Source organism: Arthrobacter sp. A5 (assembly GCF_051131705.1).
GTDB lineage: Bacteria > Actinomycetota > Actinomycetes > Actinomycetales > Micrococcaceae > Arthrobacter_M.
In genome coordinates this window covers 2,543,209-2,556,016 of sequence record NZ_CP180316.1, presented here as the reverse complement: position 1 = coordinate 2,556,016, position 12,808 = coordinate 2,543,209, and the positions used below count along the sequence as shown (strand labels likewise).

The window sequence follows — 12,808 nt, the reverse complement described above, 5'->3', positions numbered from 1 at the left end:
GCCGTCCGGTCCTTAGGACCCGCTGCGGGATTGTGTCCCGATGGCCAGCAGGGTCAGGTCGGGGTTGTTTTTCTCCACCCGGCGAAGCGCCCAAACGTCGTTGAACAGCGCCAGGTATTCGCCGTCGGAGCGGACCAGGACCTCCGCGCCGTGCACCAGGCCCAGGGTGTCGATGGCCTCTGCCGTGGTAAGCCGGGCGAGCGTGTAGGGCAGCCGCTCGAAGCGCATCGGCGCGTTGAAATCGTGCGTCATGCGGTCCTCCACCACCTCGAACTGCATCGGTCCGACGGCTGCGAGTACGGGTGCCTGGTCTCCTCGCAGGTCGGAACGGAGCACTTGGATGACGCCCTCGTGTTCGAGCTGGTCAATGCCGCGGCGGAACTGCTTGTAGCGGCTGGGGTCCTTGGACCGCGCAACCTGGAAGTGTTCCGGGGCGAACAGCGGGATGGCGGGGAACTCGACGGGATCTTCCAGATAGAGGCTGTCGCCGACACGCAGCGCCGAGGCGTTGACAAGTCCGACGACGTCGCCCGGGAAAGCTTCGTCAATTACCTCGCGCTCACGGCCGAAGACCTGCTGGGCATATTTGGTCGCAATGGACTTGCCGGTGCGGGTCTGCGTGACCACCATGCCGCGCTCAAAGATCCCCGAGCAGACGCGGACGAAGGCAACGTGATCCCGGTGCGCCTGGTTCATCCCGGCCTGGACCTTGAAGACGAAGCCGGAGAAGGGCGCAGCCACCGGCCGAAGGGCACCCGCAACGTCGGGGCGGGGCGCCGCGGGCGGGGCGAAGTCGACCAGGGTGTCCAGCAGTTCCTTGACGCCGAAGTTCAGCGCGGCCGACGAGAAGAGGATCGGTGTGGCTTTGCCGGCATAGAAACTCGCCGGGTCGAAGGACAGGTTGGAATCCAAAACCAGGCCGGCCTCGTCCACCGCATCGGTCCAGACGTTCCCCTCGCTGACGGCGGCCTCTGCCGGCGTGTAGTACTCTGTCAAAGCGATATTGGCGCCGCTGTTGTTGCGGGTGAAGCGGACAAAGCGGTCCCGCTTCAGATCCCAAACGCCGCGGAAATCGCCGGCGATGCCGACGGCCCAAGTGAGGGGCATCGGCAGCAGACCGGTTCGTTCGGTGATTTCGTCCATCAGCGCCAAGGTGTCCAGTCCCGGCCTGTCCCACTTGTTGATCACCGTGATGATCGGCAGCCCGCGCTGCCGGCACACTTCGAACAGCTTCATGGTCTGCGTTTCCAGGCCCTTGGCGGCGTCCACAAGCATGACGGCGCAGTCGACGGCGGCCAGCACGCGGTAGGTGTCCTCGGAGAAATCCGCGTGGCCGGGAGTGTCCAGCAGGTTGATTACGGTGTCCCGGTAGGAGAACTGGAGCGCGGCGGAACTGATCGAGATGCCGCGGTCCTTTTCCATCTGCATCCAGTCGGAAATTGTGTCCTTGCGGTTCGATTTTCCGTTGGTGGCGCCGGCAGTACCGATAACCTTGGCGTGCAGGGCAAGGGCTTCGGTGAGCGTGGACTTTCCCGCATCCGGGTGTGAAATTACGGCGAAGGTGCGCCGACGTGCCGCCTGGCCAGTGATCTTATTGACGCGGATCTCATTGACACGGGCGGGGGAGATGACGTCTTGGGACACTGTGCTTCTTTCGCTGCTGCGTTGGTTCCGTGCTGTGCTGTGGTGGTGAGTAGGCCGGGGCGGGGTGGCCAAAATACCTAGTTTACCGCAGTTGACCCCCGATGACTTTAGGGAAGCGGAAGGTGACCGTAGGCCAGCTGCCAGCAGCCGCCGTCGTCGATCCGCTCCAGCACCATCCGCTGCAGCGCCGTGCGGCGCGGCAAGCCGGCCAGATCCGTCATGTTGCGGGTCCGGAAGGTGAAGTACACCGCGTCGGTGGGGGTGTCAATGGGCCGGCAGTAGGGGGTGAAGCGGCGGGCGAAGCGGACAATGTTCGAGTCCGCGTCGAGGTGGGTGGGAATGTAGGGGTCCAGCAGCCAGGAAGCGCAGTCGGCGATCCGGACCGGCCGCTCCGGGAAATAACGGGCAAAGAACGGCCGTGCCTGCTCCAGGCTTGCCTGCACCGCGAGCGGAGCCAGGCCGCCGGATTCCGGAATATGTATGCCCAGCAGCCACTCGCCCGCGGCTGCCCCCGGAATCCCGTCGGTGCCGGCCACGGCTTCCGGAGGACTGTCCTGGCCCTGGTGTATCAGGTACTGCAGCCGCCCGAGCTGGAAGATGCTTCCGGCGTAATGATGCGTGAGCCAGCGGAAGGTGTCCAGGCCGAAGCGCCCGTGCACACGGCGGTTGATGTCCAGGTTCCGGCCGACATCGGCGAGCGTCGCGCGGGTGACCCCATCCGGAATCCCGAGCTCCGCATGCCATTGGACGAGCTCGGGGGTGAAGCGGAGGAATCCTTCGATCCAGTCTGTCTCGGTCACCTCGGGGCGGGGTGGCTCCCCGGAAGCCGTGCCCAGTCGTTCGTTCAGCGCAGCCAGAACCACGACGGCGCCCGGGCCGGGAGAGCCCTGCAGCAGCGCCACGCAGTCGCGGCGGTCGGCCGGTTCCACCGCCAGGTACGACAGAATCTGGTCGGTAGTCAGCGACGGCGGGGAAGTCATGGTCCTCAGCCTATCCAACGGGATCGCCAATCCAGACGGGATCGGCGGTCTCGCCGGGATGGATGGGCTGGACGGACTCCCTCAGTGCCCGAACGGGTCCGGATCCACGCCCGGCATCCACGTCAGCCCCGGGACGCCCCAGCCCTGCTCCTTCGCCAGCCGCTTGGCCTTGCGGGCATAACGGTCGTTGAGCCGGTCCACGTACAGTTTGCCGTCCAAGTGATCGTACTCGTGCTGCATGCAGCGGGCGAACCACCCGGTCGCCTCGAACTCGAGCAGGTTGCCGCCGGCGTCGAAACCCGTGATCCGCGCCCACTCGGCCCGTTTAAGCGGAAAGTGATCGCCGGGAACGGAAAGACAGCCCTCGGTTTCCTCCTCCGGATCGGGGGCCTTGCCGGAGATCCTGCCGAGGGAAATCGAGGGGTTAACCAGCACGCCACGGTCGGGAACGCCGTCGTTATTCTCCATGTGGTAGGTGAAGATCCGAAGCCCCACCCCGATCTGCGGGGCGGCCAGCCCCACGCCATTTGCCACGTCCATGGTCTCGAACATGTCCGCAACCAGGGACTTGAGCGCGTCGTCGAAGGTGCGGACCTCGTCGGCACGGCGGTGCAGGACGGGCTCGCCCAAAATGGTGATGGGCTGAACGGTCATTGTGGTCCCTTGGAGCGTGAAGGTGAGCGTGAGCGGAGGACGGCGGCGGGGTCAGCGGGCAATCTCACGCCCGACGACGTCGCGCATGATCTCGTTGGTACCGCCGAAAATGGTCAGCAGCCGGGACGCCAGGAACGCCTGCGCCACCGGGTATTCCAGGATGTAGCCGTAGCCGCCGTGCAGCTGCAGACAGCGGTCTGTGATGGACTTGACCCGCTCGCTGGCCCAGAGCTTGACGCGCGCCGCCGACGCCGCGTCCAGGCCGCCGTCGTTGAATGCCAGCATGGCCCTGTCGACATAGCCTTCGGTGACCTCGACCTCCGTCAGGATGTCCGCCATTGCAAACCGCGTGTTCTGGAAGTCAATGATCCGCTCGCCAAAGGCGTTGCGGTCCTTGGTATAGGTCACCGTGGCTTGGTAGACGGAACGGGCGACGGCGGCGGAGGCCACGGCGATCGCCAGCCGGCCCTGTGGGAGCTGGGCGGTCGCATATTCGAGTCCCCGGCCGGGCTGGCCGACCAGGTCGCCGGCCGGCACCCGTACGCTGTCAAAGAACAGCTCGGCGGTATCGGAGGCCTTCAGGCCCATCTTGTCCAGCTGATTGCCGGTGCTGAAGCCCTCGCCCTTGCCAACCATAAACAACGAACAGGAATCGCGGGCGCCGCGGCCGGTGCCGCCGTCGGTCCGCGCCAGCACCAGTGCAGCGTCGCCGGAAATTCCGTTGCCAATGAAGGATTTTTGGCCGGAAATCAGCCAGTCATCTCCGTCCCGCACAGCCTTGGTGCGCACCCCCCGCAGGTCGCTGCCGGCACCCGGCTCGGTCATGGCGATTGCGGTGACCGTCTCTCCGGTGACCATGCCGGGCAGCCAGCGGCCCTTCAGATCCTCCGAGCCGTAGGCCAGCAGATGTGGGAGCACCATGTCATCGTGCAGGTGGAACGCCAGCGAGACGGCGAGATGGTTGGCTTTGGCAAATTCCTCATCCAGCACGGAGCGGAACCGGTAGTCCGTCAGGCCCATCCCGCCGAAATCCTCCGGGACAGCCAGGCCCAGCAGCCCCTGGTCGCCCGCTGCCGTCCACATCCGGCGGGAGATCAGATGGTCAGCGTCCCATTGTGCGTAGTGCGGGGCAATTTCGCGCGCGTTGAACTCCTGCGCCACGCCGCGGAAATGTTCATGGTCTTCCTCATAGAGATGGCGCTGCATGTCGGAGGCTCCTCCTGCATTCCGGGACGGGGGGTTCCTGGCCGGCGGCCGCGGGACAGGGCCACCGTCAGATGACACTTCGGGATAACACGTAACCATGAAACTGAGACAACACCTCGGCATGACGAAGGCCGCACCGGATACTTCCAGCGCGGCCTTTGTCGACATGGGCGGCACATCTTCGCAGCACCCTCACAACCTTTGGGGTGAGATACGGGGGTTGAACCCGCGACCTCCTGGACCACAACCAGGCGCTCTGCCAACTGAGCTAATCCCACCATGCGCCGTTCCGCTCCGGATGACTCCGAAATGGATAAGGCAACGGCAAATAGTCTACCTGCTGTTTTGGGGTACTCGTGACATATTCTGCGGACCGTTCCCAGCTAGCTCTGCCCGGTGCCCGGGATTCCGGGCTTTCCGGCCGAAAAAGAGCCGGTAATAGGCCGTCTATCAGCCCTTGAACCGCTGCGAAATCTTTTTGGCGGTGGCAGAATCGGGGCCCGGGGCCGGGACGAAGACCGCCTCGCGGTAGTACTTCAGTTCGTTGATGGAGTCCTGGATGTCGCCCAGGGCACGGTGGCCGCCGAACTTCGGCGGGGACTGGAAGTAGGCCCGGGCATACCAGCGCCGGGAAAGTTCCTTGATGGTGGATACGTCAACGACGCGGTAATGCAGATGCTCGACGACGGCGGGCATGTCGCGTGCCAGGAACATCCTGTCCGTCCCGACGGAGTTGCCGCCCAGCGGTGCCTTTTTCGGCTCCGGCACATACATCTTGATGTAGGCGAGCACCTGCGCCTCGGCCTCCGCCATGGACAGGCCATGCGGGAGCTCGTCGAGCAGCTTGGAGGTGGTGTGCATGTCCCTGACAAAGTCGTTCATCTGGGCCAGCGCTTCGGCTTCCGGCCGGATCACGACGTCCAGGCCTTCGCCCAGGATGTTCAGTTCCGAGTCGGTGACCAGGACCGCCACCTCAATGAGGGCATCCGCCTTCAGGTCCAGGCCCGTCATCTCGCAGTCAATCCATACAATTCGTTCGTTTGATATAGGCACCAGTCAAATGTACCGTGACGCCGGCGCCGGACCTCGGGCGGATGGTGCTGGTCACATGCCCGTTGGATCCCGGACCCGTGCGTGTCCCGGTGCTAAAATGGCTCATCACTTGACTCAACCCTGACCCTCCATTGACCAGCTGCGAACGATCGCCTTAGGGCACCAGAGGACTGTAGAAAAATGACGGCAGGCGATTCGCGCGTGAGCACGGGAGACCGGCCCGAGACGGGGGTCGACGGCGACCCGTCGGCCCCGCAGCCCGGCGTCGTGGGGGCCGTGCCCGAGCCGACGTCGACAGCTCCGGCTGCGGCGGCATCGCACGCCACATCCGTGGCTGCACCGTCGGGCCCGGCCGGTTCGCCTGCGGGCGGGACCGGCGAACCCGTCAAGCCGAAGGCCTACATCGCCATCGTTCAGGGCTTTGTCGGATCGCTGATGATGTTTGTCGGCTCCATCGGCGCCGGCTGGATTGCCAACGGCTCGCCGATGGTCCGCAACCCCGTGGTCATCTCGTTGCGGACAGAGGGGTGGGGCGTCACGACCTCCACGGTGCTGTTGACCCTAGGTGCGATGCTGCTGATGCGGTCGTGGCTCCGGCTGGGTCAGCGGCTGCAGAACTGGGGACCGGGCGCCCTACGCTCGGTAGTGATCGCGATCGGGGCGTGGTCGGCGCCGATGCTCTTCGCCGTGCCGATCTTTTCCCGCGATGTCTACGCCTATACCGGGCAGGGCAGGCTGGTTCTGGAGGGCCTGAACCCTTACACCACGGGTATTTCCGCGCTCAGCAACTGGTTTGCCCTCGGCGCGGACCCGGCTTGGGCGGAAGCGAAGACCCCGTACGGGCCCTACTTCCTCTGGCTCGAACGCGCCGTCGTGCAGTTCACCGGCGCCCAGCCCGACACCTCGGTCTTCCTGTTCCGGCTACTCGCCGTGGCCGGCGTCGCCCTTTGTGTGCTTTACGTGCCCAAGCTGGCGCGCCTGCACGGTCTCAGCGGCGCCCGCGCGTTGTGGATATCGGTGGCAAACCCGCTTTTCCTGATCAGCTTTGTCGCCAGTGCGCACAATGACGCGCTGATGGTTGGGCTCGCCGTCGCTGGCACCTATCTCGCCGCCACCAAACGCCCGATCTGGGGCATCCTGCTGGTGACCGCGTCCATCGGTGTCAAGCCGATCACTGTGCTGCTGCTGCCCTTCATCGCGCTGCTGTGGGCCGGTCCCGCCGCGTCGCTGGGCAGGAAGTTCCTCTTCTGGGGTGCGACGGCGGCGATCAGCTTCGGCGTGCTGGCGCTCAGCGGCATCCCTTACAACCTGGGACTGGGCTGGGTCTGGGCCATCCTGGATCCCACCCCCGGCTACACCGGCTATTCACCGTCCGGGTTCCTCGGGCAACGGGTGGAGGCTCTGGCCAACGTGCTCGGTCTGCACGGGGGGATGCTGGCTGGGATTCTGCGGACGGGGCTCAAATATGCCGGCGTCGGGCTGGTGGTTCTCCTGATGTTCCGCGGTGACTACTCAAAGCTGATCCGCCGGATGGCACTGGCCTTTGCCGCGGTGGTGATGCTGTCGCCGATCATCCAGCCTTGGTACGTTCTCTGGTTCATCCCGTTCCTCGCCGTCACGGGTATCCGCAATGACTGGCAGATCAAGTCCCTGTACGTGATCATCACGTTCTTCGTGGTGTTCGGGGCCCAGGACCAGCTCTCGGTTTGGTCCTTCGTGCAACTGCAGTTCCATGCCTCCACGCTGGCGTACTTGGTGGCGCTGGGCTTCATCTTCTATCTGCTCTTCATCGATGTGCACACCAGGAAACTGCTCCTGCATAGGGGGCTGTCCGCTCTGCTGCGCGGCACGAAGGCCGGGGTTGCCCCGGCGGCGGTGTTGGAGGCGCCGGCGACCGAGGCCATCACACTGGTGCCGCTGGCCTTCCAGGGCGGCGTGTCCGTCGAGCCGCGTCCACCCGCACGGCGTTCTGACTAAGGCCGTCTGATTGCGGCCACATGGTTAGGCCGCCTGACTGGTGCCGTCTGGCGCCGATCCGCCATCATGCGGGCCGTGCTGCCGAGCTATAGGCGCCGACCCGCCATCCGCCGCGCCGCACCAGCTATGGACCGCTGCCCCGCATCCAAGGTGCGTGTCGGGGCCATTTCCGGGATCCTGCCGCCATACCGAAACTCCAGATTCGGGATGCCGGAATGTGGGGCTCAATTGGCCGCGGCGGTGAGGGCGCCGGAAACCGGTCGCGGCCTGCGGGCCAGCTCAACCGTGCGGCGCACGGACCAGTACAACAACACCACCAGGAGTACATTGCGGGTACTCAGCACTGCCGCCATCACGGGGTTCGCGTGGATCAGCGGTGTATAAAACAGCGGATAGATCACGAATGTGGTGATGGCAATGGCCATCAGCAGCGCGGCGGGGACCTTCCAGCGGGCCCAGTCGTGCGTCAGCCCCGCGATGACCACCGGCGCCAGCCAGATAATGAACTGCGGTGATCCCACCTTGTTGAACACGATGAACGCGGTGGTCATCATCAGGGCGCCCTCCAGGAACAGTTCCTCGCGTTCGGCACCCTGGTGCAGCGCCCAGACGAGCAGCAGCGCCGCCACCGCCGCCGCCAGCAGGAACAGCGGCTGCATCAGAAACGCCGCGGCGGATGCGCCCGGCCCGTAGACCTCGGTTGAATTGATGGCAAGATTATCCGCGATCTTTGATCCGCCCAGATGGAAGACGCTCAGCCAGACCCACGGCGTGGAGAAGGTAGCCTCCAACTGCATGCCCCGCTCGCCTTGGTTGGTCAGGAAATCGAACAGATGATTTCCACCGCCGGCCAGATACGTGCCCAGCATCACGACGGCGCTGACCAGGACACCGGTGGCGATGATCTTCACCCGCTTCCGGCTGACGATCACAATCGGCGCGATGACGGCCGCGGGCCAGACCTTGATCCAGGTCGCGATGCTCAGCAGCACCGTAGCCACCAGCGGCCGCCTGGCGGCAAAGAGAAGCGCCACCAGGACAATCGGGGCGGTGATGCCCTCCACCCGGGCAAACCCGAGGTAGCCCATAAAGATCAGGAAGACCAGCCACCACCAGGCCGGCGCGATGCCGGTCCTCCGGCGGGGACCGCGGGTCAGATACAGCATGGCCCCGGCGTTGAGCGCCGTGATGATCAGCATCCACATCAGCAAATAGACACCCGGGCCGGCAACATTGGCAAGGAAAATGGGGATCTGTGCCAGAACAGGATAGACCCAGGGGCTGATGCTCCCTTCCATGTCCGCCGGATTAAAACCAGCCAGGGCCCATTGGCGGTACTGCTCCGTGTCGCTGAACGTGGTGCCGTGAATAACGAAGGACATCATCCACGCCAGAAAATACAGGTGGACCACGGCGAAGCCCCACCACACGCTGGATGGTCTGGTAAACCACGCCACCGCTGCCGGTGGAAGGATGGAATTGCGCACGCTCAGGAGCAGAGCAAAGAATTTCCTGGAAATCTCAGGACTCCCTGCCGGCGTTCACGGGCGCTTCGGCTCGCTTGCCCAATACGTAGAGCCGCCGGACGGACCAGCAGAACAGCACCACCAGCAGCACGTTCCGGATGGTCAGCACCAGCGCCATCACCGGGTTGTTGTGGCTCAGCGCGTCATAAAACAGCGGGTACACAAAGAACGTGGCCACGGCTATGCCGATCAGCATGGCGGCAGGCACGCGCCATTCCTTCCAGCAGTGCGCCAGCCCGACGGCGACGGCCGGGGCCAGCCAGACCATGAACTGAGGCGAGCCGACCTTATTAAAGACGACGAACGCCGTCGCCATTGTCAGTGAACCGGCCAGTAGCAGCTCGGTGCGGTCCGCGCCGCCGCCCTGTCCGCCGTGCCGGTTGCCGTTATGCAGCGCCCAGAAGATCAGACCGGCCACCAGGAGTGCGGCAACAATGAGCAGCGGCTGCATCAGGTAGGACATCAGGACCGTCCCGGGCCCGTCGACCTGCATGGAGTTGATGTCCGTATTCATGTACATCCGTGTGCCGCCGGCGTTCAGCACGGACAGCCAGAGCCATGGCGTGGTGAACGTGGCCTCCAGCTGCATGCCGCGATCGCCTTGTTCAGTCAGGAAATGGAACAGCTTGGGCAGGACGCCCAGGGACAGCGCCGCGGCCGCCACCACAGCGGTGACCAGAATGCCGGCAGCCAGAACGCGAAGTCGCTCCCTCACGACGGTGAACAGCGCCAGCACGACGGCGGCGGGCCAGACCTTGACCCATGTCGCGATGCTGAGCAGCACGGAGGCCACAAACGGGTTGGCGACGCCGTAGACGAGCGCAATGAGCACGAGAGGTGCCGTCAGGCCGTCCACGCGGGCAAAGCCAAGCCAGCCCATCAGGAGGACGAACACCAGCCACCACCAAGCAGCCCGGACGGCACCACGGTTCTTGCCCCAGTTGGTGAGCTTACCCACCGCCAGGCCGTTGAGGACGGTGATCATCAGGACCCAGATCAGCAGAAACAGCCCTTTGCCCGCGATTCCGGCGATCGCTATGGGCAGCAGCGCGAGGATCGGATAAACCCACGGGCTGGGACCGCCGGAGAGATTTTCATCACGGAACCCGGCGGCGGCCCATTCCCGGTAAATGAACGTATCGCTGAACGCCTGGCCCTGCACGACCCAGATCATCATGAACCCGATGAAGAACAGGTGGATGGCAATAAAGCCCCAGAGCAGGCCCCGGGGGGTATTGAGCCGCGCCGCCGCCGGGCCTGACAGCAGACGTTGCCGGGCCCGCGTCAAGGCGCCGAAGAAAGAGTCCGTAGAAATGTGAGCAGTCCTTCTCAAATATGGATCTCCGTGGCTGGCCATGGAGCGGATCGGTGTCCGGCGGGTTCGTGCAGCCGCCGCGGAGGGGACCGCCGGCAGGCCGGGGGTGCGGGATAAAACCGCGCACGGAAAGTTCCCGCCCCTTGATATTACCGCAGGTGGGCGCCGGGACCGTGTGGGCGCACGCCCGCGGTGTTAGAATCGCCGTGGTCCCGAGCATCATCTTCGGGTGGCGGGATCAGCCGATATCGAGGCCAACCGTTGCCTGCCGCGAGCCCCCAAAGGCAGCGCGTATCTCCTTACCGAAGAGGACTCTTCATCGATGTTGACCGACAAACCGCGCGGGACCCCGGCTCTTAGCTCGGCGGTTAGTGGCGGGCGGTCCGGGATCGTTGGTCTGCTGGTGGCCTGGTCACACAAGGGCGACGCCGGCGCAGCCGGGACCACGAAGGTTGCCTTGGTACAGGGCTTTGTTGCGTCCATCCTGATGGTGCTGGGGTCAATTGGCGTCGGTTGGCTTGCGGGCAGTTCCGCGCTGATCCGGACGCCGGTATTCATTGCAGCGCGGACGACGCCGGTTGGAGTCATCAGCTGTACCGTGATGCTGTGTTTCGGGGCTCTCCTGTTGGTGCGCTCGTGGTTGCGGCTGGCCCAGCGGATCAGTGTCTGGGATGAGTCCGCCCGGCCCGTGCTGCGCAAGGCGCTGCTGCTCTGGGCGCTGCCACTCGTCGTCGCCCTTCCGTTGTTCAGCCGGGACGTTTACGCCTACATAGGCCAGGGCCGGCTGATGAGCCAGGGGCTTAACCCGTACACCAACGGAATCTCGGCGCTGAACAACTACTACCAGCTTGGCCCGGACACGCTCTGGACGGAGGCTCCTACACCTTATGGCCCGCTGTTTCTGTGGATCGAGCAGTTCGCAGTCTGGATGGGGTTTGGAATTCCCGAGGTTTCCCTCATCGCGTTCCGGCTGGCGGCGGTGGCCGGCGTGCTGCTGCTGGCCGTCTTTGTGCCCAAGCTCGCGGCGCTGCACGGGATCAACGCCGAACGCACCCTCTGGCTGACTGTTCTGAACCCTGTCCTGCTGATCAACTTCATTGCCAGCGCCCACAATGATTCCCTCATGCTCGGGCTGGTGGTGACCGGGGTGTATTTTGCCGCTATCAAGAGACCGTTCCTGGGCATCGTGCTGGTCACGGCGTCCATCGCGATTAAACCAATCACGCTGATTGCGCTGCCGTTCGTTGGCCTGCTGTGGGCTGGCTCCAAGGCCGGCTGGGGACGCAAATTCTGGTGCTGGTCGCTCACCTTTGTACTGTCCATGGGCCTGTTGTGGGTCGCCGGAATGGTCAACGGTCTGGGCTTCGGCTGGGTGGCCGCACTGCGCACCTCCTCGACAGTGTGGATTTGGTACGCACCGGTAGGAATGCTGGGGGCGGTGCTGGGCTTTTTGGCCGGTCTGTTCGGTGCCCCGGGCAGCGCAGTGACGTCCGCCGTCGACCTGGTCGGGACCGTGCTGTCCGTGTTCGCCGTCGTTTGGCTCGCGTTCCGAGGCCCGTTGGGAAGCACCTATAGCGCTACCATCCTAAGCCGGATGGCGTGGGGCTTCGCCGCCGTCGTGCTCCTGGCACCGATGATCCAGCCGTGGTACATGGTCTGGCTGCTAGTGTTGTTCGGCGTCGTCGGTATCAAGGAAAACTGGCAGCTGCGCATGGTGCTGTTCCTGACCGCGTTTTTCATGCTGATCGCCCTGACGGACCAGCTAAGCGTCTTTCAATGGATCCCGATTGGAATTGTGCGCGCGGTGGCGATCGTGGTGGGCGTGTCGTTCGCGTTGTACGTGGTCTTCATCGACCGCAAAACCCGCGTGCTGTTCCTGCGCCCCGGCGAGCTGCTCTAAACGTACCCGGCCCGTTCCGCCTCCTCCGCCCCGCAATGCGGCCGCCCTCCGCCCCGTCCCGTTCCGCCTCCTCCGCCCCGTCCCAACTGGGTAGCAGCAGATGCACCCATTCGGCCGTTTGAGTGCAGTATCTGCTACCTACTTGGGTCGGGAGGGGATGCGCGGATGGGCCAGCGTGGGGGTTGACGGTTTCGGGGAGCCGTGGTGTGCTGATCCGTACCGGATGGTCGAGCCACAGGCCGTACCGCGCTGTGGGGTGAACACCATCGCCCCACCAATGAAGGAGATGCACATGACCCCTGGAATGAATGACCACCCCCAACAGTCTGCAGAACTGAACCCGGCCGTGGTCCCCGCGACCCGCCGGTACCTCCCTCCGGGGCATGTGAGGGATAACGATCCCGCCGACGATTATGCCGATGTGAGGATTCCGGTAGTGGACTGGGACATCGAAGATGGCTTCCTGGACAGCGAAGAGGTCGTCGTCTAGGGGTAACGGAGCCGGACATACGGCGCCGCCGACGTTACCGGCTGAGCCGGACCGCGTTCGGAT

General features: G+C 64.6%; 10 protein-coding genes and 1 tRNA gene. 3 read left to right on the top strand and 8 right to left on the bottom strand.

Annotation, left to right across the window (positions count from 1 at the left end):
- Positions 1 to 12: 12 nt before the first annotated feature.
- The 6 genes from ACLLJI_RS12060 to orn form a co-directional block, all read right to left on the bottom strand.
- A complete protein-coding gene (locus tag ACLLJI_RS12060) occupies positions 13 to 1,644 on the bottom strand; it encodes a peptide chain release factor 3 (protein WP_434612553.1) in 1,632 nt (543 codons plus the stop codon).
- 107 nt (positions 1,645 to 1,751) lie between these two features.
- Entirely contained in the window at positions 1,752 to 2,624 is an 873-nt protein-coding gene (locus ACLLJI_RS12055) for an acyltransferase domain-containing protein (protein WP_434612551.1), read from the bottom strand.
- Positions 2,625 to 2,705: 81 nt separating this feature from the next.
- A complete protein-coding gene (gene def / locus ACLLJI_RS12050) occupies positions 2,706 to 3,278 on the bottom strand; it encodes a peptide deformylase (RefSeq protein WP_434612549.1) in 573 nt (190 codons plus the stop codon).
- A 51-nt stretch (positions 3,279 to 3,329) separates the two neighbouring features.
- Positions 3,330 to 4,484, bottom strand: a complete 1,155-nt coding sequence (locus ACLLJI_RS12045; protein ID WP_434612547.1) for an acyl-CoA dehydrogenase family protein — start codon at positions 4,482 to 4,484, stop codon at positions 3,330 to 3,332.
- 202 nt (positions 4,485 to 4,686) lie between these two features.
- Positions 4,687 to 4,762 (bottom strand) — tRNA-His (locus tag ACLLJI_RS12040).
- Between the two features lie 172 nt (positions 4,763 to 4,934).
- Positions 4,935 to 5,537, bottom strand: a complete 603-nt coding sequence (gene orn / locus ACLLJI_RS12035; RefSeq protein WP_283560882.1) for an oligoribonuclease — start codon at positions 5,535 to 5,537, stop codon at positions 4,935 to 4,937.
- A 276-nt stretch (positions 5,538 to 5,813) separates the two neighbouring features.
- Between orn and mptB (ACLLJI_RS12030) the strand changes: the two genes are divergently transcribed.
- Entirely contained in the window at positions 5,814 to 7,514 is a 1,701-nt protein-coding gene (gene mptB, locus ACLLJI_RS12030; RefSeq protein ID WP_434621502.1) for a polyprenol phosphomannose-dependent alpha 1,6 mannosyltransferase MptB, read from the top strand.
- Positions 7,515 to 7,738: 224 nt separating this feature from the next.
- On the opposite strand, the gene ACLLJI_RS12025 is transcribed toward mptB (ACLLJI_RS12030), so the two are convergent.
- Complete coding sequence (locus ACLLJI_RS12025) at positions 7,739 to 9,001, bottom strand: glycosyltransferase 87 family protein (protein WP_434612544.1); 1,263 nt, start codon at positions 8,999 to 9,001, stop codon at positions 7,739 to 7,741.
- A 34-nt stretch (positions 9,002 to 9,035) separates the two neighbouring features.
- The gene (locus tag ACLLJI_RS12020) at positions 9,036 to 10,397 is read right to left on the bottom strand and encodes a glycosyltransferase family 87 protein (protein ID WP_434612542.1); all 1,362 of its coding nucleotides are present in this window, start codon (positions 10,395 to 10,397) and stop codon (positions 9,036 to 9,038) included.
- Positions 10,398 to 10,677: 280 nt separating this feature from the next.
- Between ACLLJI_RS12020 and mptB (ACLLJI_RS12015) the strand changes: the two genes are divergently transcribed.
- Together mptB (ACLLJI_RS12015) and ACLLJI_RS12010 are read left to right on the top strand one after the other, a co-directional pair.
- Positions 10,678 to 12,255 carry a polyprenol phosphomannose-dependent alpha 1,6 mannosyltransferase MptB gene (gene mptB, locus ACLLJI_RS12015; RefSeq protein ID WP_434612540.1) on the top strand — a complete coding sequence of 526 codons (1,578 nt, stop codon included), beginning with the start codon at positions 10,678 to 10,680 and terminating at the stop codon, positions 12,253 to 12,255.
- A 292-nt stretch (positions 12,256 to 12,547) separates the two neighbouring features.
- Positions 12,548 to 12,745, top strand: coding sequence for a hypothetical protein (locus ACLLJI_RS12010; protein ID WP_434612538.1), 198 nt, complete (start codon positions 12,548 to 12,550; stop codon positions 12,743 to 12,745).
- The last annotated feature ends 63 nt before the right edge of the window (positions 12,746 to 12,808 follow it).

Excerpts from the sequence above, each read along its gene's own strand:
- mptB (WP_434612540.1), top strand. The coding sequence starts at position 10,678 with ATGTTGACCGACAAACCGCGCGGGACCCCGGCTCTTAGCTCGGCGGTT.
- ACLLJI_RS12055 (WP_434612551.1), bottom strand. The coding sequence starts at position 2,624 with ATGACTTCCCCGCCGTCGCTGACTACCGACCAGATTCTGTCGTACCTG.
- ACLLJI_RS12010 (WP_434612538.1), top strand. The coding sequence starts at position 12,548 with ATGACCCCTGGAATGAATGACCACCCCCAACAGTCTGCAGAACTGAAC.
- ACLLJI_RS12020 (WP_434612542.1), bottom strand. The coding sequence starts at position 10,397 with ATGGCCAGCCACGGAGATCCATATTTGAGAAGGACTGCTCACATTTCT.
- ACLLJI_RS12045 (WP_434612547.1), bottom strand. The coding sequence starts at position 4,484 with ATGCAGCGCCATCTCTATGAGGAAGACCATGAACATTTCCGCGGCGTG.
- def (WP_434612549.1), bottom strand. The coding sequence starts at position 3,278 with ATGACCGTTCAGCCCATCACCATTTTGGGCGAGCCCGTCCTGCACCGC.